General features: G+C 44.9%; 20 protein-coding genes. 10 read left to right on the forward strand and 10 right to left on the reverse strand.

The genetic code is table 11. The annotated features are described in order from the left end of the window. The first annotated feature begins 18 nt into the window (after nucleotides 1-18). On the forward strand, nucleotides 19-765 hold the full coding sequence (locus OQJ86_RS13140; protein ID WP_265988035.1) for a phosphatase: 747 nt from the start codon (nucleotides 19-21) through the stop codon (nucleotides 763-765). An 86-nt stretch (nucleotides 766-851) separates the two neighbouring features. Here OQJ86_RS13140 and OQJ86_RS13145 read toward each other — a convergent pair whose 3' ends face one another. Further along, on the reverse strand, nucleotides 852-1,604 hold the full coding sequence (locus OQJ86_RS13145; protein WP_265988036.1) for a hypothetical protein: 753 nt from the start codon (nucleotides 1,602-1,604) through the stop codon (nucleotides 852-854). An 87-nt stretch (nucleotides 1,605-1,691) separates the two neighbouring features. Continuing rightward, nucleotides 1,692-2,027, reverse strand: a complete 336-nt coding sequence (locus OQJ86_RS13150; protein ID WP_038875463.1) for a helix-turn-helix transcriptional regulator — start codon at nucleotides 2,025-2,027, stop codon at nucleotides 1,692-1,694. Nucleotides 2,028-2,167: 140 nt separating this feature from the next. Here OQJ86_RS13150 and OQJ86_RS13155 point away from each other — a divergent pair, with 140 nt between their 5' ends. From OQJ86_RS13155 to OQJ86_RS13165, 3 genes are all read left to right on the forward strand, one after another. Next, nucleotides 2,168-2,479: a hypothetical protein gene (locus OQJ86_RS13155; RefSeq protein ID WP_038875460.1), complete on the forward strand. Its 312-nt coding sequence runs from the start codon at nucleotides 2,168-2,170 to the stop codon at nucleotides 2,477-2,479. 719 nt (nucleotides 2,480-3,198) lie between these two features. Further along, the gene (locus OQJ86_RS13160; protein ID WP_265988037.1) at nucleotides 3,199-4,356 is read left to right on the forward strand and encodes an amino acid permease; all 1,158 of its coding nucleotides are present in this window, start codon (nucleotides 3,199-3,201) and stop codon (nucleotides 4,354-4,356) included. A 237-nt stretch (nucleotides 4,357-4,593) separates the two neighbouring features. Beyond that, nucleotides 4,594-4,917, forward strand: coding sequence for a hypothetical protein (locus OQJ86_RS13165; protein WP_132696824.1), 324 nt, complete (start codon nucleotides 4,594-4,596; stop codon nucleotides 4,915-4,917). 81 nt (nucleotides 4,918-4,998) lie between these two features. On the opposite strand, the gene OQJ86_RS13170 is transcribed toward OQJ86_RS13165, so the two are convergent. The 4 genes from OQJ86_RS13170 to OQJ86_RS13185 form a co-directional block, all read right to left on the reverse strand. Beyond that, nucleotides 4,999-6,870 carry a methyl-accepting chemotaxis protein gene (locus OQJ86_RS13170; RefSeq protein WP_005435536.1) on the reverse strand — a complete coding sequence of 624 codons (1,872 nt, stop codon included), beginning with the start codon at nucleotides 6,868-6,870 and terminating at the stop codon, nucleotides 4,999-5,001. 467 nt (nucleotides 6,871-7,337) lie between these two features. Then, a complete protein-coding gene (locus tag OQJ86_RS13175; protein ID WP_005435537.1) occupies nucleotides 7,338-8,702 on the reverse strand; it encodes a YjiH family protein in 1,365 nt (454 codons plus the stop codon). A 470-nt stretch (nucleotides 8,703-9,172) separates the two neighbouring features. Next, nucleotides 9,173-9,844 (reverse strand): YoaK family protein, encoded by a 672-nt coding sequence (locus OQJ86_RS13180; protein WP_009706176.1) that lies wholly within the window; start codon nucleotides 9,842-9,844, stop codon nucleotides 9,173-9,175. 200 nt (nucleotides 9,845-10,044) lie between these two features. Beyond that, entirely contained in the window at nucleotides 10,045-10,446 is a 402-nt protein-coding gene (locus OQJ86_RS13185; protein WP_054822137.1) for a GFA family protein, read from the reverse strand. Between the two features lie 149 nt (nucleotides 10,447-10,595). Here OQJ86_RS13185 and OQJ86_RS13190 point away from each other — a divergent pair, with 149 nt between their 5' ends. Together OQJ86_RS13190 and OQJ86_RS13195 are read left to right on the forward strand one after the other, a co-directional pair. After that, a complete protein-coding gene (locus OQJ86_RS13190; RefSeq protein ID WP_265988038.1) occupies nucleotides 10,596-11,225 on the forward strand; it encodes a hypothetical protein in 630 nt (209 codons plus the stop codon). Nucleotides 11,226-11,348: 123 nt separating this feature from the next. Then, nucleotides 11,349-12,635: a peptidoglycan DD-metalloendopeptidase family protein gene (locus OQJ86_RS13195; protein WP_027726583.1), complete on the forward strand. Its 1,287-nt coding sequence runs from the start codon at nucleotides 11,349-11,351 to the stop codon at nucleotides 12,633-12,635. 34 nt (nucleotides 12,636-12,669) lie between these two features. On the opposite strand, the gene OQJ86_RS13200 is transcribed toward OQJ86_RS13195, so the two are convergent. The 3 genes from OQJ86_RS13200 to OQJ86_RS13210 form a co-directional block, all read right to left on the reverse strand. Next, on the reverse strand, nucleotides 12,670-14,490 hold the full coding sequence (locus tag OQJ86_RS13200; protein WP_041056977.1) for a putative bifunctional diguanylate cyclase/phosphodiesterase: 1,821 nt from the start codon (nucleotides 14,488-14,490) through the stop codon (nucleotides 12,670-12,672). A gap of 265 nt (nucleotides 14,491-14,755) precedes the next feature. After that, nucleotides 14,756-15,541, reverse strand: coding sequence for an ABC transporter ATP-binding protein (locus tag OQJ86_RS13205; RefSeq protein WP_265988039.1), 786 nt, complete (start codon nucleotides 15,539-15,541; stop codon nucleotides 14,756-14,758). Nucleotides 15,542-15,620: 79 nt separating this feature from the next. Then, on the reverse strand, nucleotides 15,621-16,379 hold the full coding sequence (locus OQJ86_RS13210; protein ID WP_265988040.1) for a siderophore ferric iron reductase: 759 nt from the start codon (nucleotides 16,377-16,379) through the stop codon (nucleotides 15,621-15,623). A gap of 219 nt (nucleotides 16,380-16,598) precedes the next feature. On the opposite strand from OQJ86_RS13210, the gene OQJ86_RS13215 reads away from it, so the two are divergent. The 4 genes from OQJ86_RS13215 (at nucleotide 16,599) to fhuB (ending at nucleotide 22,877) form a co-directional block, all read left to right on the forward strand. Continuing rightward, nucleotides 16,599-17,507 (forward strand): AraC family transcriptional regulator, encoded by a 909-nt coding sequence (locus OQJ86_RS13215; protein ID WP_045414631.1) that lies wholly within the window; start codon nucleotides 16,599-16,601, stop codon nucleotides 17,505-17,507. Nucleotides 17,508-17,714: 207 nt separating this feature from the next. Next, nucleotides 17,715-19,838 (forward strand): TonB-dependent siderophore receptor, encoded by a 2,124-nt coding sequence (locus OQJ86_RS13220; RefSeq protein WP_265988041.1) that lies wholly within the window; start codon nucleotides 17,715-17,717, stop codon nucleotides 19,836-19,838. Between the two features lie 91 nt (nucleotides 19,839-19,929). Beyond that, on the forward strand, nucleotides 19,930-20,883 hold the full coding sequence (locus tag OQJ86_RS13225; protein WP_265988042.1) for an iron-siderophore ABC transporter substrate-binding protein: 954 nt from the start codon (nucleotides 19,930-19,932) through the stop codon (nucleotides 20,881-20,883). Next, complete coding sequence (gene fhuB / locus OQJ86_RS13230; protein WP_265988043.1) at nucleotides 20,883-22,877, forward strand: Fe(3+)-hydroxamate ABC transporter permease FhuB; 1,995 nt, start codon at nucleotides 20,883-20,885, stop codon at nucleotides 22,875-22,877. Before OQJ86_RS13225 ends, fhuB begins: the two co-directional genes overlap by 1 nt. 158 nt (nucleotides 22,878-23,035) lie before the next feature. Here fhuB and OQJ86_RS13235 read toward each other — a convergent pair whose 3' ends face one another. Beyond that, on the reverse strand, nucleotides 23,036-23,923 hold the full coding sequence (locus OQJ86_RS13235; RefSeq protein ID WP_265988044.1) for a LysR family transcriptional regulator: 888 nt from the start codon (nucleotides 23,921-23,923) through the stop codon (nucleotides 23,036-23,038). Nucleotides 23,924-23,997: the final 74 nt, after the last annotated feature.

Here is a 23,997-nt window from a genome sequence, read left to right on the forward strand (position 1 = left end):
CAATCTCAGGAGGTCACCATGGATATCGTGATTGATAGCCACACCCATACTATTGCCAGTGGACACGCTTACAGCACCATTTTAGAGAACGCTTTGTCTGCCAAGAATAAGGGGCTAAAACTTCTTTGTACCACCGATCATGCTCCCGAGATGCCAGGAGCCCCTCACTACTGGTATTTCAACAATCAAAGAATTTTGCCCCGCTTTTTACACGATGTAGGTATTCTTCGTGGCGTCGAAGCCAACACGCTGAATGTGAAAGGGGAGATAGACTTACCACCTTCCTCTGACCAACATCTTGACTGGGTGATTGCGAGTTTTCATGAACCCGTATTCAAGCCCGCAATCGAAGCTGAGCATACCACCGCCCTGATAAATGCGATTAAAAGCGGCAGAGTGGATGTTCTTGGTCACCTAGGTAACCCAAATTATCCATTCGATATGGAGCAGGTGCTGCGCTGTGCTAAAGAGTACAATGTTGCAATTGAAGTGAACAATACATCGTTGACAGGCAAAAGCCGCAAGGGCAGTGATTCCCGTTGTGATCGCATTGTCGAACTGGGCAAAGAGATTGGCGTTTACTTCAGCACAGGGTCGGATGCTCACTTCTGTGAAGAGATCTCTAAGTTAGACTTGGCGATTGCTTTGCTGGAAAAACATGGTGTGGAAGAAGAGAAGATACTCACTACATCGACGAGCCTATTTCTGAACTTCTTATTACTGAGAGGTAAAGCGAGGATTCCAGAGTTCGAAGCGCTCTATTGAAAAGCGAGCGACTCAAACGGCTATCTACAAACAAACATAAACCCGTGGAATGCGGGTTTAGTTCGTTTAGGGGGACACATAAAGCACTACAACGGTGATTCCACCACAACAAACTTACGCTCGGCTCTGAGTGGCGCAAACCAAGTATTTTTGTATTTGAAATAGCTCTGTCCGTCTACGACGACCGTTTCTTTCGTGTGAGGCAGTGAATCTACGATCTCTCCAAGTTTGTAAGGGCTAGGCTCAGGTTTTGTCGCCGGAACAACGTGGGTGACTCGCGGCGCGTTCGAACTTGGCGAAGAAGACACAATTTGCCCTGACGATGACGCATAGTTTGACGACGTTGAAGAAGACGTCGTGATGGTGTTTCCATTCACAATCGTGTAGTTACCACTTGGCGGGTAACGGACGTAATCATAGCGGTCTCCATTCCTGCGGTAATACGAGTCTTGAACGATTGCATAGGTGATGCCGGCAAAGATGGCGAAGGTCGCTATGCCAACGAGATCGCTATGATAATAGTAATAACGTCCGCGATAGGGTGGATACCAATACCCCGGTCTCACATAGATAAACGACGAATGATAACGCGGCGGCCTAACGACGTAAGGTGGTCGATGGTAATAGGGTGGTCTGTAGTAGGGCGGACGGTAATAAGGTGGCCGATTATAGTGGGGTGGCTTGATGGGCCTATGAGGGCGATTAACTGGTCGCAAATCGTGTTTATTGCCCGGCTGCGTGATCGGCTTTACCGCGGGTTTCACTTGCGGTTGTGCAGACAGACTTGTTGCTCCCAGCAAGCAGAGAATGGCGGTGATCATGACCCAGATGCTTCTCATAAGGCTTTTCCCCATGGTTGGAGTACCGAAGCTCTAATCTTTAAGTTTAGTTCACCTTAGCTTTGTTAAGGGCCTGAGTCTAGAGCACTACTTTTTGTTATCGTTTTTCTGTTGCTCTAGCACCAAAAAAATTAGCTTGGTCAGTAAAGATTGTGCTTCTGGAGACAGTAACCTTGCTGCAGAGGCAACATCTTCTGATGAGATATTACTGACACCTCTTGCATCCAGAGCAATATCCAGATCCGTTAAGTTGAGAGTTCGTAAAATCGAACGGTATTGGGATAGTTTCAAATCCGACTCGCCTCTCTCTATTCTCTGATAGGTTTTTTCGCTCATCCCCGCAACTTTTGCCATTTGTTCACGCGACATCCCTTTCTCTTTTCGTCGAGTAATCAGCACTTCAATCAATGGGTCTACATGCATAAGAGCTCCTTAAAGGACAGTTTTGTCCTGAAGCACGCAATAAACGGACCAGTTTAACCACCCCGTATTTACCCAAATTGATATAGCGATAAGAATGACGTTCCACAAAAAATTTACGTAATTTCAGTTAGTTTCAGAAAATGGAAAAACATCAGATTTATAAATCAATTTCTGGCAAGGTAGGTATTCGCAAAATGCAATGCGTTTTAGAACAACTGCTTGCTGAGATTCGTAATCGCAGCTGCGATATTCGATTGGACGTAACCTGGCTCACACGTGAATCGCAGAAACGACTAATGAAGTACAAAGAGCTCTTCTTGCATCGAGGTTATATTGAGCAAGCAGAATTGGAGCAAACCTATGAGAACCTGAGTCCGATGGAGCGTTCAGTGGCGGATATGGGCATTGCAGCCATGACATACATTATTGATGCGTTGGATAACGAACTCTGATTCTTAGACGACATAGTAGGTAAGCGGATATGTGCGCAAAATCATCAATTGTGCTTAGGGGACATAAAGGAATCTAATAGAAAGGATATAAATGCTGGGGAACCACTCCCAGCATTCAGAACACTCATTTACCAAAAGCTTCGAACCGTAAATCAGTGTTTGGAGGTATGTGAACCGAATCGTGCCAGTATGTAGCGAATAATAACGATATTGCTGAATCTAGGCTATGTTCTGCGATTCTAATGCCTTCCAACAAAGTGTACATTTTCATGTACACCTCAAAAAATGAGTTTGAACGCTCAAGTTTCATTCGCCAAGACAATAAAAGGCTAAATAACAAGCTATTTTGCAACATATCCGTTGCAATTACCGATAGTTGTTAAAATATATGGCTATAAGATGGAGCTTTTGCTTTTCAATCGTCCTATTTATGCCTTACAATCCTCTCGAACCAAATCCATTTAGCAGAGAATGGGATTGACGAAAAAGGATGTGCTGATTTTGCTTCGAACCCAAAATAAGACGTTCCGTGAATCAAAACTCTGCTCGGAAATGATTCCCCTTACACACAAATGCGCTTGCAGAGTCGAACCTGCGTGTGTTGTTTTTTGTGATCTGAATTTCAGTGACGTAAGGCGGGGACATTTCTGTTGATCGCGTTTCTAACCAAAACCGCGATAAGTGATAACTAAAACGGATTAAATTTAGAGGTATTAACCGTGAACCTAAAACTTGTCGGCAGCTCCCTGATCGTTGCAGGTACTGCTCTTGGCGCTGGTATGCTTGCTATACCAATGGTGCTTGCTCAATTCGGCCTCCTTTGGGGCACTCTTCTTATGCTGTTCATCTGGGCGGGGACAACTTACGCTGCACTTCTTCTGTTGGAAGCAAGCTGTAAAGTAGGTGGTGGCGTTAGCATGAACGCGATTGCTCGTGAAACCCTTGGTAAAGGCGGTCAGTTTGTAACGAATGGTCTTCTTTACGCCTTACTTGTGTGTTTGTTAATGGCTTACATCATTGGTGCTGGCGATCTTGTACAGAAAGTCACTGCATCAATGGGCATTCCTGTTTCTACTATTTCGAGCCAAGTTGGCTTTACTGTTCTTGTCGGTCTTATTGTATCAGCAGGTACAGGTGTCGTTGATAAACTCAACCGTGGCTTGTTTATCGGTATGATTGTCGCTCTGATTCTGACGCTTTTCTCCCTTGCTCCAAACGTATCGTTTGAAGGTCTAAGTGAAGTAGTGAACGCCGACAAAATGGCACTGATCAAGCAAAGCTCAGTTCTTTTCACAAGCTTTGGCTTCATGGTCGTGATTCCTTCTTTGGTGACTTACAACAAAGAAGCGAGTAAAAACCAACTGCGCAACATGATCATTGTGGGCTCGACGATTCCACTTGTGTGTTACCTACTATGGTTGTTTGCAGTCGTGGGTAACTTGCCACCACACGAACTTATCCAGTTCTCAAACGTGTCTGAGTTGATCTCTGTTCTCGGTCAACAGTACACCGGTCTTGAGTTCATTCTGTCTATGTTTACTGGCTTGGCCCTGCTGACGTCTTTCTTGGGTGTAGCAATGGCGCTTTACGACCAAAATGCAGACCTGCTAAAAGCAAGTAAGCCAGTGGTATTCGTGACGACGTTTATTCTGCCGTTGCTTGGCGCGGTATTTGCTCCAGAGCACTTCTTAGCGATCCTTAGCTACGCAGGTATCATCCTTGTATTCCTAGCGGTGTTTGTTCCACTATCGATGACCATGAAAGTGCGTCGTGTACCTGTAGAAAACAACAGTGTGTACGAAGCTGGTGGTGGTGCGATGGGTATGAGCATGATCTTCCTATTCGGCTGTTTCTTGCTGTTCGCTCAAGCAGTATAAATCGACTTTACGAACAAACAGCAATTGAATTTAGAAAGCCGCTTGTCCATAACTGGGCAAGCGGCTTTTTTGTGCAGAATTGTGAGGACTGCATCAGCGGCGTGTATGGCCTGACCGTTGCCTGATAAATCGTGATGATATTTGACCTTGAGGTGAAACTGTCTCGCCAGAGGCTGACATGGCTTGCGACTACTCTCTTTAAGATGACTAACAAGTTATAAAGTAAAGGGGAACCGAGTGTCGAAGCGATTTTCTTTCACAGTCGTTGGAATGATGCTTTCTTTGGGGATGTTCAGTGCTGAAGTAATGGCACACCCTAAACATCACCACAAACACGGACATCATCACGGGCATCACCACCATCATCATAAGCACAAACATAAGCATAAACACAAAAAAGTTGTGGTGGTGAAGCACAAGCGACCGAAGCATCACTACTACCATTACAAACACATTCCACCACGCAGCACCTACATTCAGATTGGCAATTTTACCTACCTAAAAGTGGATGACTTTTATTACAAGCGCTCGAAAGATCGCTATATACATGTGGTTTTGTAAGCAAACAAAAAACAGCGAGCACTTTGGCTCGCTGTTTTACTTGTTGGGTGATGAAGTTTGTTCTGAGTTAAAGAGGAGAAGTTAGACCGTAAAGCGGTTTAGAATCTCGTCTTGTTTACGAACGTCTTCATGTTGGGCTTGCATTGCATCGTTGGTGCGGTTCGCTGAATCAGCAACTTGGGTCGACAGATCTTTAATGTTAACTGTGTTGTTGTTGATTTCTTCTGCTACCAAGCTTTGTTCTTCTGCTGCTGATGCGATCTGCAAGTTCATGTCAGAGATACGTTGAATCGCATCGCGAATACGTTGCAGGGCGTCATTGGCGTGTTCTGCTTTCTCTACCGCTTCTACTGCACTGCCTTTACTTTGGTGCATAGCGCTAGCCACAGAAGAGGCGCCAGATTGAAGCTGTTCGATCATGCTGCGGATTTCGGTCGTGGATTCTTGAGTACGTTGCGCCAGAGTGCGAACTTCATCTGCTACGACTGCAAAGCCGCGACCAGATTCACCTGCACGTGCTGCTTCGATTGCTGCGTTCAATGCCAGTAGGTTGGTTTGGTCTGCGATGTCGTTGATTACTTTTAGAATCGTTTCGATATTTGCCGTCGCTGACTCAAGACCTTGTACTTCTTCAACCGCTTGATCGATGCTGTCTGAAAGCAGGTTAATCGTCTCTGTAGATTCATTCACGATAGAAGAACCTTGCACCGTTGCATCGTCTGCTTCTTTCGCTGCACTTGCCGCGCCTTGTGCGTTGTTCGCAACTTCTGTCGCAGTCACTGACATCTCGTGCATTGCGGTTGCGAGCTGTTCAAGTTCTTGCAGCTGAGTTTGAATCGCAGAAGCTGAATCACGAGCGCCTTCAGCGGTGATTTGCGTACCACTTAGGATCTGATCAGAAATGCTCTTCGATTCGATGATTTGATGCTGCAAGTTCTCCATAAAGGTATTGAAACCTTTTGCTAGCTCAGAGAATTCTTGATCGGTATTGGTGTCCAAACGCTGCGTCAAATCGCCTTTGCCTGATGCTACAGCTTGGATCGCTGTGTTTAGCTCATCAAGAGGGCGCATCAAGGTACGGATAAGGATAGTCAGCGCGATGATAGATGCAATAACGGCAATCAATGAGTAGATGATTGCGCTATTACGCAGCTTACCTACTGCAGCATAAGCAATGCTTTCGTCTACAACCGCGCCCACATACCAGTTCTCGCTCGCGATGTGCGTTAGGCTGACCATATATTTGTCGCCATTCATCTCGATGTGCTGAGCGCCAGACGTTAGTGATACTTGCGGTAGGTAGCTTGAAAGCTTCTCGCCGTTGTATTTTGCTTCTGGGTGCGCAATGGTTGTGCCATCCGCAGTCACTAGGAACAAGTAGCCAGCATCGAATAGGTTTACTTGGTTGACCAAGTCAGAAAGGGTCGTTAGCTCCATATCGTAGAACATGGCTGCTAAGAACTGGCCAGCTTCGCGCACTGGCGTACCGATAGAGATGATCACTTTCTTAGAAGAAACATCAACGTAAGGATCGGTGACTACAAGTTTGTTTTCTGCTTTTGCTGATACAAACCAAGGGCGAACTCGAGGATCGTAATCAGGGCCCGCTTCCCAACCGTCATCGTTTTCAATCACGAATCCGTTGCTGTCGTAAGCATAACCGATGGCCAAGAAGCTTGATTTTGGCATTGGCTTCTCTAGCACTTCTTTCACGTAATCGTGGTCGCTAGGGTTAATCTCAAGAATCTCGGTCATGGATTGAGCGAGTTCTTTTTTAGCGTTCATTTCGGATTCTACCGTGTTCCCCACACTGGATAGGATCTCACTCACGCTGGTGTCGATGTTTTCTTCGATCTGTGAACGAATGGTCATCACTTGTTGTGTCGACAGCAATGCCACAGTCACAAGCAATAAAATAGAAGAGGCGGTGACAACCTTATGTCTGAATTTCATACTTTTCCCTCTCGAGTCTCCCGGCTGGTTTACTCTGCTTGCACCTCTTTTTTGTCGGGCACATTCGGCAGAAGTGAACACATTATTGTGTTTGTTATTTTTGTTATCGACAGATTTGTCAGAAACCTGAAGGCTAATTAAGACTTTTGTTGGCGAAACGAGAACAAAAAGTCGCTTGTTTTATAAAGTTGTGAGATTGATCTAATTTGTTGAACTTCGTCATCAAACTGTTAAAAACATAAGAATAGTATCATTGAGCCTTATAGAAACAAGTCTGAGTTGTTGGTTTTCTGCAATTTAAATCAATGAATTTAAAGTTATATTTATAACTTATGTGTTTAAAGTGAGGCTATTCGAAAGCTGAATACATAAGGGGTGATGTGACAAAACAGGAGGGAAATTGCAAAACGAGTCAGCAGATACAAAAAAGGCCCCGACAGAGCGGAGCCTTTGTAAGATGCATGATTTTAGAAAATCAAATGAGCTATACCGGCAATAACTGGTAGCGTAATCAGCGTACGTAGAATGAAGATAACGAACAGTTCTACGATGTTTACTGGAATCTTACTACCTAGTAGCAGTGCGCCCACTTCTGACATGTAGATAAGCTGAGTAACTGACATAGCTGCAATCACGAAGCGAGTCATCTCGTTGTCGATTGATGCTGCTAGGATCGCAGGGATGAACATGTCCGCAAAGCCAACTACGATAGTTTGAGATGCTGCCGCTGCTTCAGGGATTTGTAGCAATTCTAGGTAAGGGATAAATGGCTGACCTAGGATTTCGAATACCGATGTGTATTCAGCAATGATCAGCGCAACAGTACCAAGACCCATAACTACTGGCAGTACGCCAAAGACCATGTCGATTGCGTTGTGTACGCCTTCTTTAAACACTGAGCGTACTGAAGTCACTTGACCAGCACGTTTTAGTGCGAGATCCATACCCCAAGAGAAAGTTGTGTGACCTGCAGGTACTGCGTCTGCGTCTTTCTTAGGTTCACTGCCGTCCATGTAGCGGTCTTTCTTTAAGCTCAATGGTGGAAGGCGAGGAATGATGATCGCTGCGATAACACCTGCCAAACAGATTGCGCCGTAGAAAGGCAGGAATAGGTGCTCTAATTGAACCTGAGCAAGTACCACCAAGCTGAACGTAATAGATACTGCAGAGAACGTCGTACCTACAACCGCTGCTTCACGCTGGGTGTAGAAGTTGTTTTCATACTGTTTACTGGTTAGCAGGATACCAACACTACCATCGCCCAACCATGAAGCCATACAGTCGATAGCACTACGGCCAGGGAGGTTGAATACAGGGCGCATTACTTTACTTAGAAGTGCACCGAACAGTTCTAGTAGACCGAAGTTAAGCAGTAGAGGCAGTAATAAGCCTGCAAAAATAAATACCGCAAACAGTGTTGGTAGAAGACCAGTAAGCACAAGGCCACCAGTGTTTTCTTCCCAAATCGCTTTTGGGCCCACTTGGAAGAAAGTCATCAGTACAGCTGCGCCACCAATTAGGCGAACCATTAACCAAAGTGGAGAAGGATTAAATAGGCCATTCAAGAAACCGTTACGTAGGATTGCTGCTGGCTTGAAAATTTTGCACAGAACAGAAGCTATAGCCATGAAAGCAACAATAGCGGTCACGATCGCAATTAAAGTATCGCCAAGAACCGCAGGAATGACTTTTGCCATTACCGCAACAGGGATTGTCAGGCCGCCATCGTAAGAGATTGGAGCCATGAAAAGTAGAAGACCGATCAGGGATGGGATGAAGAACATCCAAAAGTTGCCCTTAGGCGCTTCAGCAGCATTGGTGTTGTTATGCATTTTTTGTCTCGTGTTACTACTAGTCAATACTCGCCATATTCCATGACATAAATATTCACTAAACATCCGTATTTAATCACAGTGTGCGGAGATTACCCGCAAACTGTATCCTTTGCAATACTATTCATTAAATACATCTAGTTATTCAGCCGTTTTTTCGGTCAATTGAATCAAAACCAGAATCTTGTATATGAATTTGTTGCTCGTGTTAGAAAATTGTAGCACGCAAGCCCCTCTGAGCAGCTTGTTAAACGGCACAGTGTGACCAAAGCAATAAAAAGCCTAGCAAATGTGATTCGGATCTCAAGGCGAAAGCGGTGTTTTCTCCCAGTAGTGGCACAACTTTTAAGGGATTAAAGAACAAATAGCTGAATCAGAGCAATCGAAGGGATTCGTTCAAAGCAGAAAGGGTAGTAGGGAGAGTATAAGAGTGACGGCTTAAGTCGAATGCTTAAACCGTCATATTAGATTTAGGCTGTTTGATTACGATTGAGTAGGTACAAGTAGCACCAATATGCGATGGCGATAACAAATGCCAGAAGCGCAGGGAAGGCCAACGCATACAGCTCATAAACGTTAAACAATGCCGCGCCAGCAGTACCACCGAACAAGAAACCTAAAAAGATAAAGATGAACAGCTTGGCTTTACGTCGGTCAAATTGACGGCCACGTAAGCTCTCTCCAATCATAATACCTAGGTCGGTAATGATGCCGGTCATGTGTGTCGTTCGTACTACAGCGCCACTGAAGGTCGTGATCATCGCGTTCTGCAAACCACAAGCAGCAGAAGCGAGGTACTGACCATATACATTGCCTTGTACCAAAAAGCCTAAGCTCAACAGTAGCAAGCTGCCTTCAATACAAAGTGCAACACCGTAACGGCGGCCAAGTTTGAGGGCACTACTTTCAATAAAGAATCCGCTAAACGCGGAGCCTATTAAAAAGCTGAATACAATAAAGAGCAGGTGGATGGTTGAGTCCACACCTGTTAGTAAGCTGTTCCCTAGCTGAGTTACGGTTCCGGAAAGATGCGTTATCGCTTGATGTTGAAAGCCGAGAAGACCCACGGCATTGACGCAGCCTGCGAGAAGAGCAAGCAAAAACGCGCCATATTCCACCCAACGAGGAAGTCTGGAAATCACAATAAAACCTCACCAAATGTTAGGAGCAGATTATAGCGCTCGTGGCGCGGAACGAAAGTACTTCTGCTATTACGCGGTTGATCATTCTCAATAAAGTCTCAACTTTTGTTGAATGTTCTGTCCGTATCGAGCGTAAATAAGCGTATCGAAAGTAGATAGGTTGAGTGCTAAGTAACTTTTCAGATTGGAGCTGTTTGTGCTTAACCAATGTGTTCCATGGTGCAATCAAAGCTTACCCAGCCGTGTTTTCGTTGTTCGTAAATAGAGACCGTAGGTTCTGCAAATTCTTTATCGTTAAACAAACCCATCGGAATTACGGCGTAATCTGGTGCGTCCGACAAGAGTAAGCGCATGGTCGTGCCGCACGCAGGGCAAAACTCGTATTGAACTTGATTGCCTGAATCAGCAATGCGAATGTAACTGGTGACCTCACCATCGAGGATAACTTGGTCTTTGTTGAATCGAGCTTGAACGCCGAATACGCTGCCAGTTCGCTTTTGGCATTCGAAGCAGTGACAGATAGAAGTGCGAATGGGCTCCGCCGTGCAACGCAGTTGGACTAAGCCACAGGCACACTCGCATGTGTGGGTGATTTTTGTCATCGTTATTACCTATTGGTTGCCCACCAAACAGTTTAGTTTAATTTTGAAACACTTGAGTTAAATCGAACGAGTAGGCGTTGAGGTCTTCACGGGTGAATTGGTATATACTCCGAACATAATTAAGAGAACAAGAACACAAGGAAGTCTTCATGGCTCGTAAGAGAATCCTACCTATCCCCCTCATTCTACTGATCCCAATCGTACTGTTAGCCGTGGTGATCATTGCGGGCATTTATCGATTTAGTCTGTCCGATGAAGAAATTATGGCGAAGTTTCCTCAAGCGCAGGCACAATCTAATCCTATCGTGGCCGAAGTTCTGGGGATTCAGTCACGAAATCCGTGGACGGTTCAAGTTCCTGAGCAAGGTGCGGTAACGTTTCTAGAAGATTGGGATAAAGAGAACGGCTTTCTAAAAGGTCAATACGACGCAGGTGGCACCAGAGGTGAAGTGCTAGTTCCCACCGAATTTATTGCTCAACGCGACATCAATGAAACCCCTTGGATTGTCGCGCCGGTGATTGTGACCACACAAGGTTCAGGGGCGTTTTATTACATCGGTTTGTTCAAATTTGATGCTGTGCCAAGCCGAGTTGTGCTATTGAACAATGTTTTCATTGGTGACCGAATTCAGATGTCTTCTTTGAAGTGGGAGAGTGATACGCAAATTTCGCTTTCTTATCTTCAACATGGCGAAGATCAAGCGATGGCAGAACAACCAAATCAATTGAATTCAGCGACGCTTAAACGTGTAGGTAATAACCTACATATGCAACAGTAATGAATTTTTTTGTCTTCTGTAAAAAATAAGTGTTTTCTGCGCTAGATCTCGTAATTTCATAGTGATTTCTTATGCGGGAATGCATAAGCTATGAGCCTTGTTATAAAGGAGATAGTAATTCCCGTGTCTACAAATGAAATTACAACAAGACGGTTGCCGAATCTGACAAGTCGTAAAGCGCTACTGTTGTACTCCTTGCCAGTATTAGTTGCGATTGGTGTTTCCAACTCTCTCAAAGAGTCTTCCCTTACCAAAACCATCGCATTGAACCTGCCAGAATCGCAGGTTGTCGAAAATATTCTTGATGCGACAACAGCAGAAGTTGTCACGCCACCCAATTTTGAATACCAAATCCAAGCAGGTGATAACCTGAGTACCATTTTCAGCCAACTGGGCTTCGGCTACAGCTCGTTGATGAAAGTGATGGAAACGGATTTGAACTTCCTTGCTCTTGATACCCTGAAACCTGGCAATACATTGCGTTTCTGGCGTGATGAATCGACAGGCGAGCTACAAAAGATGGAGCTTCAGTTCTCCATTGCCGATAAAGTGGTTTACCACCGTAATGACGATGGCAGCTACGATTTCTCAGACATCTCAATTCCTGGTGTGTGGCAACAAGAGCCATTGGTTGGTGTGATTCGAGGCAGTTTCTCGTCATCCGCAAATCGCTTAGGCTTGAGCTCAGCTGAAATCAGCCAAGTGGTTAACCTGCTAAAAGAGCAAGTGAACTTCGGTAAAGATTTACGTGCTGGTGACCGATTTGAAGTGGTTCGCCGATCTCAAAGCATTGATGGCGTACCAACTGGCAAGAACGAAATAGAAGCAATCAAAATTTATAACCGTGGTCGTGAAGTTACCGCTTACCTTCATACCGATGGTCAATTCTATAACGCGAAAGGCGAGAGCCTACAGCGTGCCTTCCAACGTTATCCTGTCAGTCGTAGCTGGCGTATCAGCTCTGGCTTTAATCCGACACGTCTTCACCCTGTAACAGGTCGCGTTGCACCGCACAACGGTACGGACTGGGCTGTGCCTATTGGTACACCAGTAGAAGCGACCGGTGACGGTACTGTTATCATGACGCGTAAACACCCATATGCGGGCAACTACGTGGTGATTGAGCACGGTAGCAAGTACAAAACGCGTTACCTGCACCTTAGTAAGATCCTCGTGAAGAAAGGCCAAAAGGTTTCTCGTGGTCAGCGTATTGGTCTATCTGGTAAAACAGGGCGTGTGACAGGTCCGCATCTTCATTACGAGTTGATCGAATACGGTCGTCCGGTGAACGCAATGCGTGCCAATATTCCGATGGCGAGCTCAGTGCCGAAGAAGGAAATGGCGAGCTTTGTCGCTAACCGAGACGAGATGGACAAGCTGCTGAAAGACAAAGAAAAAGCAGTTTTATAAAATACAAAAAAGACCAAACATTGTTTGGTCTTTTTTATGCGCTTTTCACTTGTTTTTCGTTGATGATACTTATCAGTTCATTGACGTTGTGTGGCCTCGAATAGAAATAACCTTGGATATGATGGCACCCCATCTCTATCAGTTTCTGTAAGGCTCTGTCGTCTTCAACCCCTTCCGCAATCAAATCGACTTCTAACAGTTGTGCTAATTGAGCAATGAGCAGCACCACTTGTTCTGACGTGGTATTCGCCAACATATTTCTCACAAAGGTGGCATCAATTTTAATGCTGTCGATAGGATAGTTATGGATGTAGTTCAAACTCGAATAACCCGTACCGAAATCATCCAGTGCAACTTTAAACCCGAGATAACGAAGTGAGTTCAGAACCATCTGCTCGCGGCCACTTTGCGACAATAAAACCGTTTCGGTGAGCTCAATAACAAAGTCAGTCGCTTGGTGATCGTATTTCTCTAAAATACGCGTCAAAAAGTTCATGTAACGGTTTGAATCGACCAGTTCGTGTGCAGAACAGTTAATAGAAAGCTTCACCTTGTAGCCAAGCTGTCGTTCAAGATCTTGTTTCGCACGGCAAGCCAGTTCAACAATTCGTTCGCCCAGCTCTATGATCAACCCAGATTGTTCGGCGGCTTCAATAAACTCTACGGGAGAGACACTGCCGTAAACGCTGCTGTTCCATCGCGCTAGGATTTCAAAGTAATCCCAGCGGTCACTGGTGATGTCCACAATCGGTTGAACGACGACGTATAACTCTTCGTTTTCATCGATACTCAAACGTAGCTGTTCGCGCAGTGCTTCAATCAACTGTGTTTGGCGATGATAGAGCGCACTTAAATGGGTGTCGTAGTGCTGTATGCGTGTATCCCGGTGCTTTTTACAATCTTTGAGCGCCAGGCTGGCATTGAGAATTAGGTCGTCGCTGTTGAGCATATGGACAGGAGCACGAGCAATACCAATGCTAACCGTAAAGGAAATACGGTTGGATTTGTCTGAATAACCCGCTTCAATCTTATCTAGAATCTCCTGACAAACTGCGACTGGGTCTTCATCATAAGTGATGAAGGCAAACTCGTCGCCTGCAACACGGAACGCATTATTTGGTGACGTTAAGCTCTGTTGAATCGCATTTGCGGTGAACTTGATAATTTGGTCGCCAATGTAGTTACCGTTAATGTCGTTAATCGATTTGAAATTATCGATATCCAAATAGGCGAGGCTAAAAGGGCGCGTAGCTTGTTGTGTGAGTGTTTCTAGCGTGTCTGCCAAGCAACTGCGATTGAGCAAGCCAGTGAGGTTGTCATGGGAGACTTCATAACTCAGCTGGTTAAGCAGTTTGTCAGAGCGTTCGCTGATCCACTTCTCTCTTAAGCTGTGGATTATCACGTTGGACAAGAAACGGTGATAAAAGATGATCTCCTTTGCCTCTTGCTCATTGATGGCGCGAGGAAAGGTTGAAAGTAAGATACCAAGCACTTCCCCATTGTGTGTTTTCAATGGAAGGCCGATGTAAGCTTGAATGCCAGCATCTTGGAATAGCTGGTCTTTAGGGTAGAGACGGTAGACCTCATCTTGATAGAAAATAATCTCACCGATGTCTTGTGCCACCTTTTCGCAAGGTGTGCCTTCTAATCCATAACACATGCTGTCAGCAATGGTGCCACCACTTGAATTGGAAAGTGTTACGGCACAGTGCTGTAGGTGCGCTATTTCTACTACACATGTGCAGTAGCTTTGAAACTGTTGATGGAGCTCCAGCGTTACTCTATCGAGTAATGCACTACCGTTAAGTTTTAGAATCTCATCAAGCAATTGGATACTGTTTTGTTCATGATCCATTGAACATTTCACCCGACGTTGTGTTTTGCCATATCGTGTTTATGTTGGTTTTGTTACACGATCTTTTCTCATTTAATCGATATGCATCACGTTAACTATTGTTTACTTCACGTGATTTTTCAAACTCTGATTGCTTAAGAAAGGCATTTTTCAACTAATGGGTTAGTAAGGACTGAATCAGCCTCTCACAAAAGTGGCAGTCTCCTTGGTAGTGACTAGATACTAGAGACTGCGCTATGTCGGTCTTTTGTGAGAGTTTCCTAAGCTATTCACAGACGACGGCGACTTTTTCACTTGCGGCGGTGTTGGCTGGTACAGGATGGTCGATCAGTCGGATAGGGGATTCATACAGTGCAGACAACGCTTGTTCGTCGAGTAACTTATCTGCGTTACCTTCAAATGCGATATGACCTCTCTTTAAAGCAACGATGTGTGTCGCGTAGCGCAGTGCGAGGTTCAAGTCATGCAGGATGACAATCACACCCACATCTTCTTTTTTGTTCAGTTCAGACAGCAAACCCATCAGTTGAAATTGGTGATGAACATCCAGTGCTGACGTTGGCTCATCGAGAATTAATGCTGGTGACTGCTGAGCGAGCAACATTGATACCCAAGCTCGCTGGCGTTCACCACCGGACAAATCGTCCGCTAGTGCCTGCGAGAACTCAGCAACGCCTGTTCTTTCCATCGCTTGTTGGATAATGGATTGATCTTCTGAGTTCCAAAGACCAAAGGTGCCTCGCCAAGGAAAACGCCCTAGACGAACCAGCTCTTCTACCGTTAAGCCAGCAGAAGCTGGGAGCTTTTGCGGTAGATACGCGACCTTCTTGGCTAGGTTTCTGCTTTTGAAAGAGGAGAGAGAAGCACCATTTAACTCTACCGTACCGTGATCCGGTGCCATTTGCCCTGAGAGCAAGTTAACCAATGTCGATTTTCCTGAACCGTTGTGACCAAGAACCACGGTGAGTTCATTCGTTGGAATGGAAAGCTCATCAATTGAGAGAATGGTTCGTTCTTCACGAACGATTTTGATGTTTGAAAGTTGAAACATGTCAGTACTGCCTCGACCATCAAAGTCACTTGATAAAAGCAAATGCACCTTTAATAGCCTTTAAAATTAGATGGTGGTGTTAAGCGCTCTTCTTGTTGTCTGGATGCCTAGGGCAATCGTCACAATATTTCCCAGAGTCACACTTATAAACTAAGCAACAGCTGACCCTAACGAGCTTAAGCATTCCAGAAGTATCGTCGATTTTGAGGCTGTCTAAATGACGGTTTGGCAGTTGGCATGCCGCTAACCATAGTTTCGCTTGCTCGGTTATATACTCATTGGTGAGGCTTTGCTCGTGCTGTTGCAGTTTGATTAAACAACCCAATAATAGATCCGCGAGTAAATGGTTGGTAAAGCCCGGGCGGATGCGTGTCCACTCACTAATCTGATCGCGGAAAAACTCAGTGAGTTCAAGTATGGCTTTACCAGCGTGTGGGATTAACTCTTCTGGTGTGCCGTGCTGATGGTCACCATTGAAGAAGCGGTATCCTGTGACGAACTCTTTATACCTAAATTGACCAATATTCTTGATATCGGGCAGCGAATGAAGGCCGTAGATTGAAACAAAGGTGACATAGACAGGTTGCCAGCATACTAGGTCCCAAGTTCGTGTTAGCCAGTAGGCTTTCCCCGCTTCTGGTTGATTCTTTGCAAGGCCATCGTATACGCGCTTGATTTCGATATGGCTTTTATCATTCGTAATAGCGATACTTTTGCTGCTCAGAGAACCATAACTTCCGCTAAGATAAGGCGTAATTTGTTTAGAGTAAGCGAAGATTTTTTGGTGTAGAGAAGGGGCTCTCCGACGAGTGAAAACATTGTGCAGCTGGGAAAGCATCTTAAACCATTAAATGAGAATTAGTTGCGTTATCATAGCGAACATTGTCGATGATAACCATACAAAATGGGGCATCTCCTCGGCGAAATTGCAATGAGAGGGAAGGATGAATTGGGTGCGCTTTAGCCATTTTTAAGTGATAAAAGCGCCTTTAAATGATAAAAGTATCTCTGACATCTAATACGTTATGACCACTACCGGAAATTTAATTGCTTGACTATGAACACACCTGCATTTGACCGTATCAGCCGTGTTTTGGCTTATATCCATGCGAACCTCAGCTCGACACTATCATTAGAAGATATTGCGAAGCAGAGTTGCTGGTCACGATGGCAACTGCAAAGAGTGTTTCAAGCTGAAACCGGACTGACTGTTGCAAACTACGTGAGAGAACTTAAGTTAAGCCAAGCGGCTGAAGAACTGTTGGACAGCAAAGAGCGAGTGATCGATATCGCCCTTGGGCTCGGATTCAATTCAGAAATTAGTTTTAGCCGTTCGTTTAAGCAGATGTTTGGGGCAAGCCCTAGTCAGTACAGGAAGGCGGGGAAAAGAGTAGGGCTAAGAAAGCCGATACAAGTGTCTGAAACGGTAAGCGCTGAAGAAAAGGGCGCGCTAAGTTTTGTTAATGTGCGTATCGACGAAAGAGAGCCTTTCTTGGTTAAGGGGATTACCTCAGAAATCAGTGGTTTGTTTTCACTGACGCAAGATTTTGCCCAGAAAGTCCCTCAACTTTGGTCGCGTTTAGAAGGAGAAGTGACGCTTCCTGATGAGAATGCCTTTCAATTTATTGGCGTTGTCGACCTTACTCAATCGAGTTTTGATGGTACGAATATCCGCTATTGGGCTGGGGTCGAACTTAAAGACGAGATCTCAATCCCTCAATTGCCAAGCATTATCTCTGATAAATTAGAGGTCTTATCCGTTCCTAAACAAACCTACGCAGTGGTTAAGCACTGTGGCCCGATTGAGAATCTTCGATACACTCTGAGCTGGTTCGTACTTAATTGGTTGCCGAAATCTGGTTATCGAGGTGTCGATGGTTACGAACTTGAAGTGTACCCATCAGCCTATAAATCTAATGCCGCAGATGCCGTAATGGAATACTGGGTGCCTATTATTAAATCGTAGTCATATCTTCTTCCTGCGTACTCCCTGCAAAGCCTCTCAATCAATAAGGTTAATTGTATTTTTAATCATCAATTGACCTAACTCTTCTCAAAATTGGCCAAGTTCTTTTGGAATTTGCACCAAATTGTTAATTATCCCTTTTATAGATACATACAATGCAAATGAGATTTATTACTATTTAAGTTAAGCATTGGTACCGAGGGAATCATGACCACTCACGTTCGTTTTAAGTATTCATCACTGGCAGTTGCGTTGTTGACTGCATTTTCCACGCAGGCTTTAGCAGAAGACGCTGTTACAGCGACAGATTCGAATATAGAAACTATCACTGTTTTAGGAAAAGCTTACCGTAATACCGCAACTAAGTCGGCACTTGAGCCAGAAGAAACGCCTCAAGGTATTACCGTTATTGATGAAGAACAGTTAGAGCAACGAGGTGTTCAATCTTTGAATCAAGCCCTTCGCTATGCACCGGGTGTTGTAACTGAAAACCGTGGTAGTTCGGTAGCCATGTTTGATTCGTACTCTATCCGTGGTTTTGCGACCAACAACGTTAACTACTACGATGGTCTTTCGCTTCAATTCTTAAATGGTTGGAACCTACAACCACAGATTGACCCGATTGCAATGCAGCAAGTCGAGATCTTTAAAGGACCAACTTCTGTACTTTATGGTGCAATGCCACCGGGTGGTATGGTGAATATGATAGCGAAAGCCCCGCAAACAGAGCAATTTACTAAGGTTGGCGTTGCGACGGGATCACGTAATTTACAGGAAGCTTCTATCGATACCACTGGTCAGTTTGGCGACAGTGATTTTTCTTACCGTTTGATCGCGCTTGCTCGTAAACAAGATAGCCAAGTTGATAATGCAGAAGAAGAGCGATACCTAATTGCACCTTCAGTGGACTGGCAGGTAACGGACAGCACACTAATCAACTTTAACCTTTACTACCAAAACGATCCTTCAATGGGCATCAACTCGGCAATGCCGTTAGATGTGCTGAAAGCAAGCGAACCATCTGTTTCTATGGGTGACAAGAACTGGAGCACGTTTGAGCGTGAAGTTCTTATGGTCGGCTATAAAATCAACCATGAGTTTAATAGCAACTGGACATTCCTACAGAATGCTCGCTATACCGATGCATCTCTGTACCAAGAAAATACTTACCATGTGAGCTACGACCCAAGCACACCAAACCAATTGGCTCGAGCTCTATACTCAACAGATGAAAGCTTTAAAGGTTTTGTTATTGATAACCAATTGAGTGGTATTGTTGATGTTGGTTCAGTAGAGCATAACTTATTGCTTGGTATCGATTATCAAGACCTAGACGGTAATGTTAACTACTCATCTTACAGTGCGAATGGCAGTGGCTTTAATAGCTTTGACCCATTAAACCCTAATAATGATTTACTGGATCGTAGTGATGTGACTAAGACGGGTGAATATCTAGATGATACGACGTCAAGTCAGTTGGGTTTTTATGTTCAAGACCAAATTCGTCTAGACGCATTGGTGCTGATTGCAGGTGGACGATTTGACCACTACAAATCAGAGAGTGATTACTACGCCCATGAGTCTGATCATAAGCAGTTTACTTACCGTTTAGGTGGCTTGTATCAGTTTGACAATGGGCTTGCACCATTCGCAAGTTACGCGACGAGTTTTGAACCAGCTCCAGGTGTTGATAAAGCGGGTAATGAATTCGACCCAGAGACGGCACAACAAGCAGAGATTGGTGTGAAATACCTGTCTGACGATATGTCCAAAGAAGCAACAGTTTCTTTATTCCATATTGTTAAGCAAGACATGTTGATGACCGATCCTAACGACGTTTATGGCCCTAGAATCCAAGTCGGTGAAGTAGTGTCGCAGGGTGCTGAACTATCAGGACGTTGGTTTGCGACAGAAAACTTTGATATTGCGGCTTCATACACGTATGTCGATATGGAAATTACCGAAGACTCTAGCAACGGTTTAGAAGGTACGACGCCAATCTATGTACCTGAGCACACAGCTAATATGTGGGCTAACTACAACGTATTTAACGGCATGTTAGCGGGCTCTCGATTTAGCGTAGGTGCTCGTTACGTTGGTGAGATGCAAATGGATGCGAGTAATACACAAGGGAAAGTTCCGTCATACACTTTAGTCGATTTATCTGTTGGCTATGATCTGGGTGAAGCAAGTGAAACGCTATCTGGCGCGACAGCTAACCTAGCCGTGAACAATATATTCAACGAAGAATATTACGCGTGTTACGATCAATCGAACTGTTGGTTTGGTGCCGAGCAGTCAGTTGAGTTAAGCGTAAACTATGAATTCTAACTAAGTTAGCGTTCCCAATTTTAAAGCAGCCTTTTCTGGGCTGCTTTTGTCGTTTGTAGAAATCTCGAATTTAGATGAAGTAGGCAAATATATGAGCTTAAAATCAATCGCTTCCCATTTTTCTAAAGTAAAAAAGTTGAATACAAAACTCGCTCTGTCTGTTTTAGCGAGTGCTTTATCGTTTAATGCGATGGCGGATTTCAAAGTAGAAGACAGTGAGGGGATTAAAACACTTGAAGCTCAACCTGTCAGAGTAGCAGCGCTTAACTGGGACGTCGCTGAGCAAGTGATTGAACTCGGTGTAACACCAGTAGCAGTACCTGATATTGCAGGGTATAGCGATTGGGTTGTTCAACCTGCGATTCCAGAAGGCGTGGCGGACATTGGCACTCGAACTGAGCCTAACTTTTCTGCTTTGAAGAAGCTAAACCCAGATGTAATTCTTATCGCTTCACCTCAGAAAGATCTGCAAGAGCGACTTTCAGAAATCGCGCCGGTACTTTACTACCAAACGTACAGTGAAGAGCACAGTAATGCGGCGGCGGCTATCGATAACTTCAAGAAGATAGGCCAATTGCTTGGTAAAGAAGAGCAAGCGAACAAGAAACTGGCTGCGATGGATCAGCGTCTTGAGGTTCTTAAGGCTGAATTAGATAAAGCGTACCCGGGAGACAAGCCAAAAGTCACTTCATTCCGTTTTGCCAGCACCACTTCGGTATACGTTTATGGTGATAACTCGATCCCGCAATATGCGCTTGAGCAGTTAGGTTTTGAAAATTCAATGGATCTTCCTGCGAGTCAGTGGGGTATCAGCCAAAAGCGTATGACTGAGCTTAAGAAGGTGAAGAATGGCATTGCGCTTTACTTCGAACCTTTCCCATACCAAGACAAATTAAATCAGTCCCCAATCTGGAAGAGTATGCCTTTCGTGCGTAATGGCCAATTTAGCCCAGTAGAGGCAAGTTGGAGCTACGGCGGTGCCATGTCGATTTTGTATAACGCTGAAGCCATGGCGCAATCGTTGTTGATGCTAGCGGAGCAGTAATGAGATTCAGTGGTTTAATGATGGGGGCGGTGTTATTGCTCGCTGCCTCTGTTCATTTATGGCTAGGTCAGTCTGAATTTGGTCCCGTTGATGAGTTGTTCCGGCAAATCTCACAAATTAGCGACACCGCTTCGTTCGAACGAATGGTCGATGATTCATTCGAGTTGATGGCGCTAGCCTATGTAAACTTACCTCGTCTGGTAATGGCGATTTTGGTTGGTGGAACACTTGGCACGATAGGTAGCCTGTTTCAACAGCTAACACAGAATCGCATGATGTCTCCGCTTACACTCGGCACATCATCAGGAGCTTGGCTTGGCCTAGTCATTCTGAATGTGGTTGCGCCGATGCTGGTCGCGCAATATTCCGTTTGGTTTGCGCTGATAGGCGCGCTGCTTGCAATGGGTCTGATTGTCTCCATTGTTGGCATCAAAAACATGAGCGGCTTGCCAATTGTTTTGGCAGGTATGGCGGTTAACTTACTGCTCGGCGCATTTGCAACTGCAATTATTTTGCTCAACGACCAATATGCTCAGAACTTGTTCGTATGGGGAGCGGGTGATCTCGGGCAAAATGGTTGGGAGCAAGTGCTTTGGTTGATGCCTAAGTTACTGCCAATCTTTGCTATTTTCCTGTTGGCTCCACGAGTTTTGACTCTGCTTTCGATTGGTACTGAAGGGGCTGTTGCGCGTGGTCTCAACATCGGTACGACTTTCTTTGTACTCATGGCGCTTGGCGTTTGGTTGGTTTCCGTGTCGATTACCTCGGTGGGTGTAATCAGCTTTATTGGTTTGATTGCGCCAAACATCGCGAGACATTTGGGCTTTTTAAAGGCGAAATATGAACTCATCGCAAGCTGTGTGTTAGGCGCGTTGTTGCTTTGTGTGACCGACAGCTTGGCGATTTTCTTAGCGCAATGGTCTTTGGATATGATTCCAACAGGAACGGCAACCGCGGTGATTGGTGCTCCAGCTTTGATCATTATTGCTCGCAAGCAGATGTCGGCCCAAGATCAGCTATTTTTCTCAATGCCTAAAGGGCCAAAGTTTATTTCACCTTTGGCTTATTTCTTGTTGGGTGCGATGATCTCCGGTTTACTGGCGTTAAGTGCATTGTCACAACCTTCTTCAGATATGAGTTATTTCATTATCCCAGATGCGTTTGAGTGGTCTATTCGCTGGCCTAGAATGTTAACCGCAATATTTGCTGGTGGCGGTTTGGCAGTGGCAGGTGTGATTTTACAAAGGCTCGTTTACAACCCGCTTGCGAGCCCAGACATTCTTGGCGTATCGGCAGGTGCGGTGTTAGCGCTGATTTTCAGTAGCCTGTTTATGGGATACTCGATTCACTCGCTAAGCCCTTGGGTTGCGTTTTTGGGCAGTGCGATTGCACTATGTTTGTTGCTGTTCCTTGGTAAGAAGCATCAGTTCGCTCCGTCTATCCTAATTCTGACCGGTATCTCGCTGACCGCGGTGTTAGAGGCTCTAGTGCAATTCTCTTTAACACGAGTGGGTGAGGGGAAATACACCTTATTGGCTTGGTTGGCAGGCTCTACGTATCGTGTTGAACCTGATGCAGCAATGATTATGGCTATCGTGATCACCGTTTGTATTGGCGTAGCTTTACTGTTGAGTCGTTGGGTTACATTAATTGCTACTGGTCGTCAGTTTGCAAGTGCAAGAGGGCTGAACATCAACATCGCCTATGTGGCTCTATTGTGTATCGTCGCGATTTTATGTTCAATGGTCACAACCACCATGGGGCCGGTCGCTTTTGTTGGTTTACTGGCTCCACATATTGCAGCTATGGTTGGTGCTCGCTTGGTTCGAGAGCAGATCTTATTGTCTTTCTTAATCGGTGCAGCCCTAATGTTGTTTGCTGATTGGCTAGGGCAAGTCGTGGTGTTCCCCGCTCAACTTGCTGCAGGTACGTTAGTTTCGATTATCGGAGGCAGCTATTTTATCTTTCTTTTGTTGAAATCTCGAAGTGCTTAGGATTGTATCTTAGCAGATGGTTTTTGCATGATTAGACGTTGTGATTTGTTTTTAATAAGCAACGTTATAACGTCTTATCATATCACTCAAAACATTCACGACAGACCAACGCGCCCCTTGTGACTCTCCACTATCTTTGTTATCAAAGAGTGAGTAGATTAGGCGCGTTTTTCTTCATCTAAGCGTGATTTAAGGTAGTCGAGAAACAGCTGAGTTCGGGTGTGTTGATAATCCAGTTTTGGATAGTAAGCGTAGACCGTCGCCTCATCAGCAGTGACATCAGGAAGTATCGGTATTAATGCTCCGGACTTAAGCTCTTCTTTGATCATCACATTATTGGACAGTAAAATTCCCATTCCGCGTTTAGCGCCATGGAAAAGAGCTTCAGGGTTCGTGGTCGCGAAATTTCCTGAAAGGCTAATACGCTTTCCACGGTTGGTTTTGAGCTCTCTTGTTGGCTTTTCACCCCAAATCAACATGTTATGTTGTGATAGTTCTTCAACCGTTTGTGGGGTTCCGTGTTTTTCAAGGTAACTAGGCGAGGCATAAAATTGGGCTTTGTGTTCGAACAATGGCGTTGCTTTAAAACTTAAAGAATTGAGATGTTCCAACTCCCTGCTGATGAATAAATCTAAGCTCAGTTCGGGGATTTGACCTGGTAGCGTTGTGATAAGTTGAAGTTTAATGTCGGGGTATTTTTCAAGAAAATCGTCCAGATAATGAACAAGGAACTTAGAGCCAACGGCCAGCGTTGCTCCAATCTTAAGTAAGCCTGCTGGAGATTGATTCACTGAGCGTGTTTCGTCTAGCACAGATTGCCAAGAGTCTAGCTGTACTTTGGCTCGTTCGTAGAATAGGGCGCCAGCTTCTGTTTGGCTGATGGAGCGTGTTGTTCGCTTGAGCAGTTGTACACCAATCTTATCTTCTAGCCACTGGATACGCTTACTAATGGCTGAGCTGGTGGTATTGAGCTTTCTGGCTGCCGCATTGAAGCTTCCTTCTTCTACTACACGAATATAGCTATTGACACTTTGAATCCAATCCATTTTATTCCATCCCCATAGGAAATAATTCTTTTCCATTTTGGTTTATTATCATCTTAGAGTAACAAATATACACT

The organism is Vibrio sp. Sgm 5 (assembly GCF_026241575.1).
GTDB classification, from domain to species: Bacteria; Pseudomonadota; Gammaproteobacteria; order Enterobacterales; family Vibrionaceae; genus Vibrio; species Vibrio jasicida.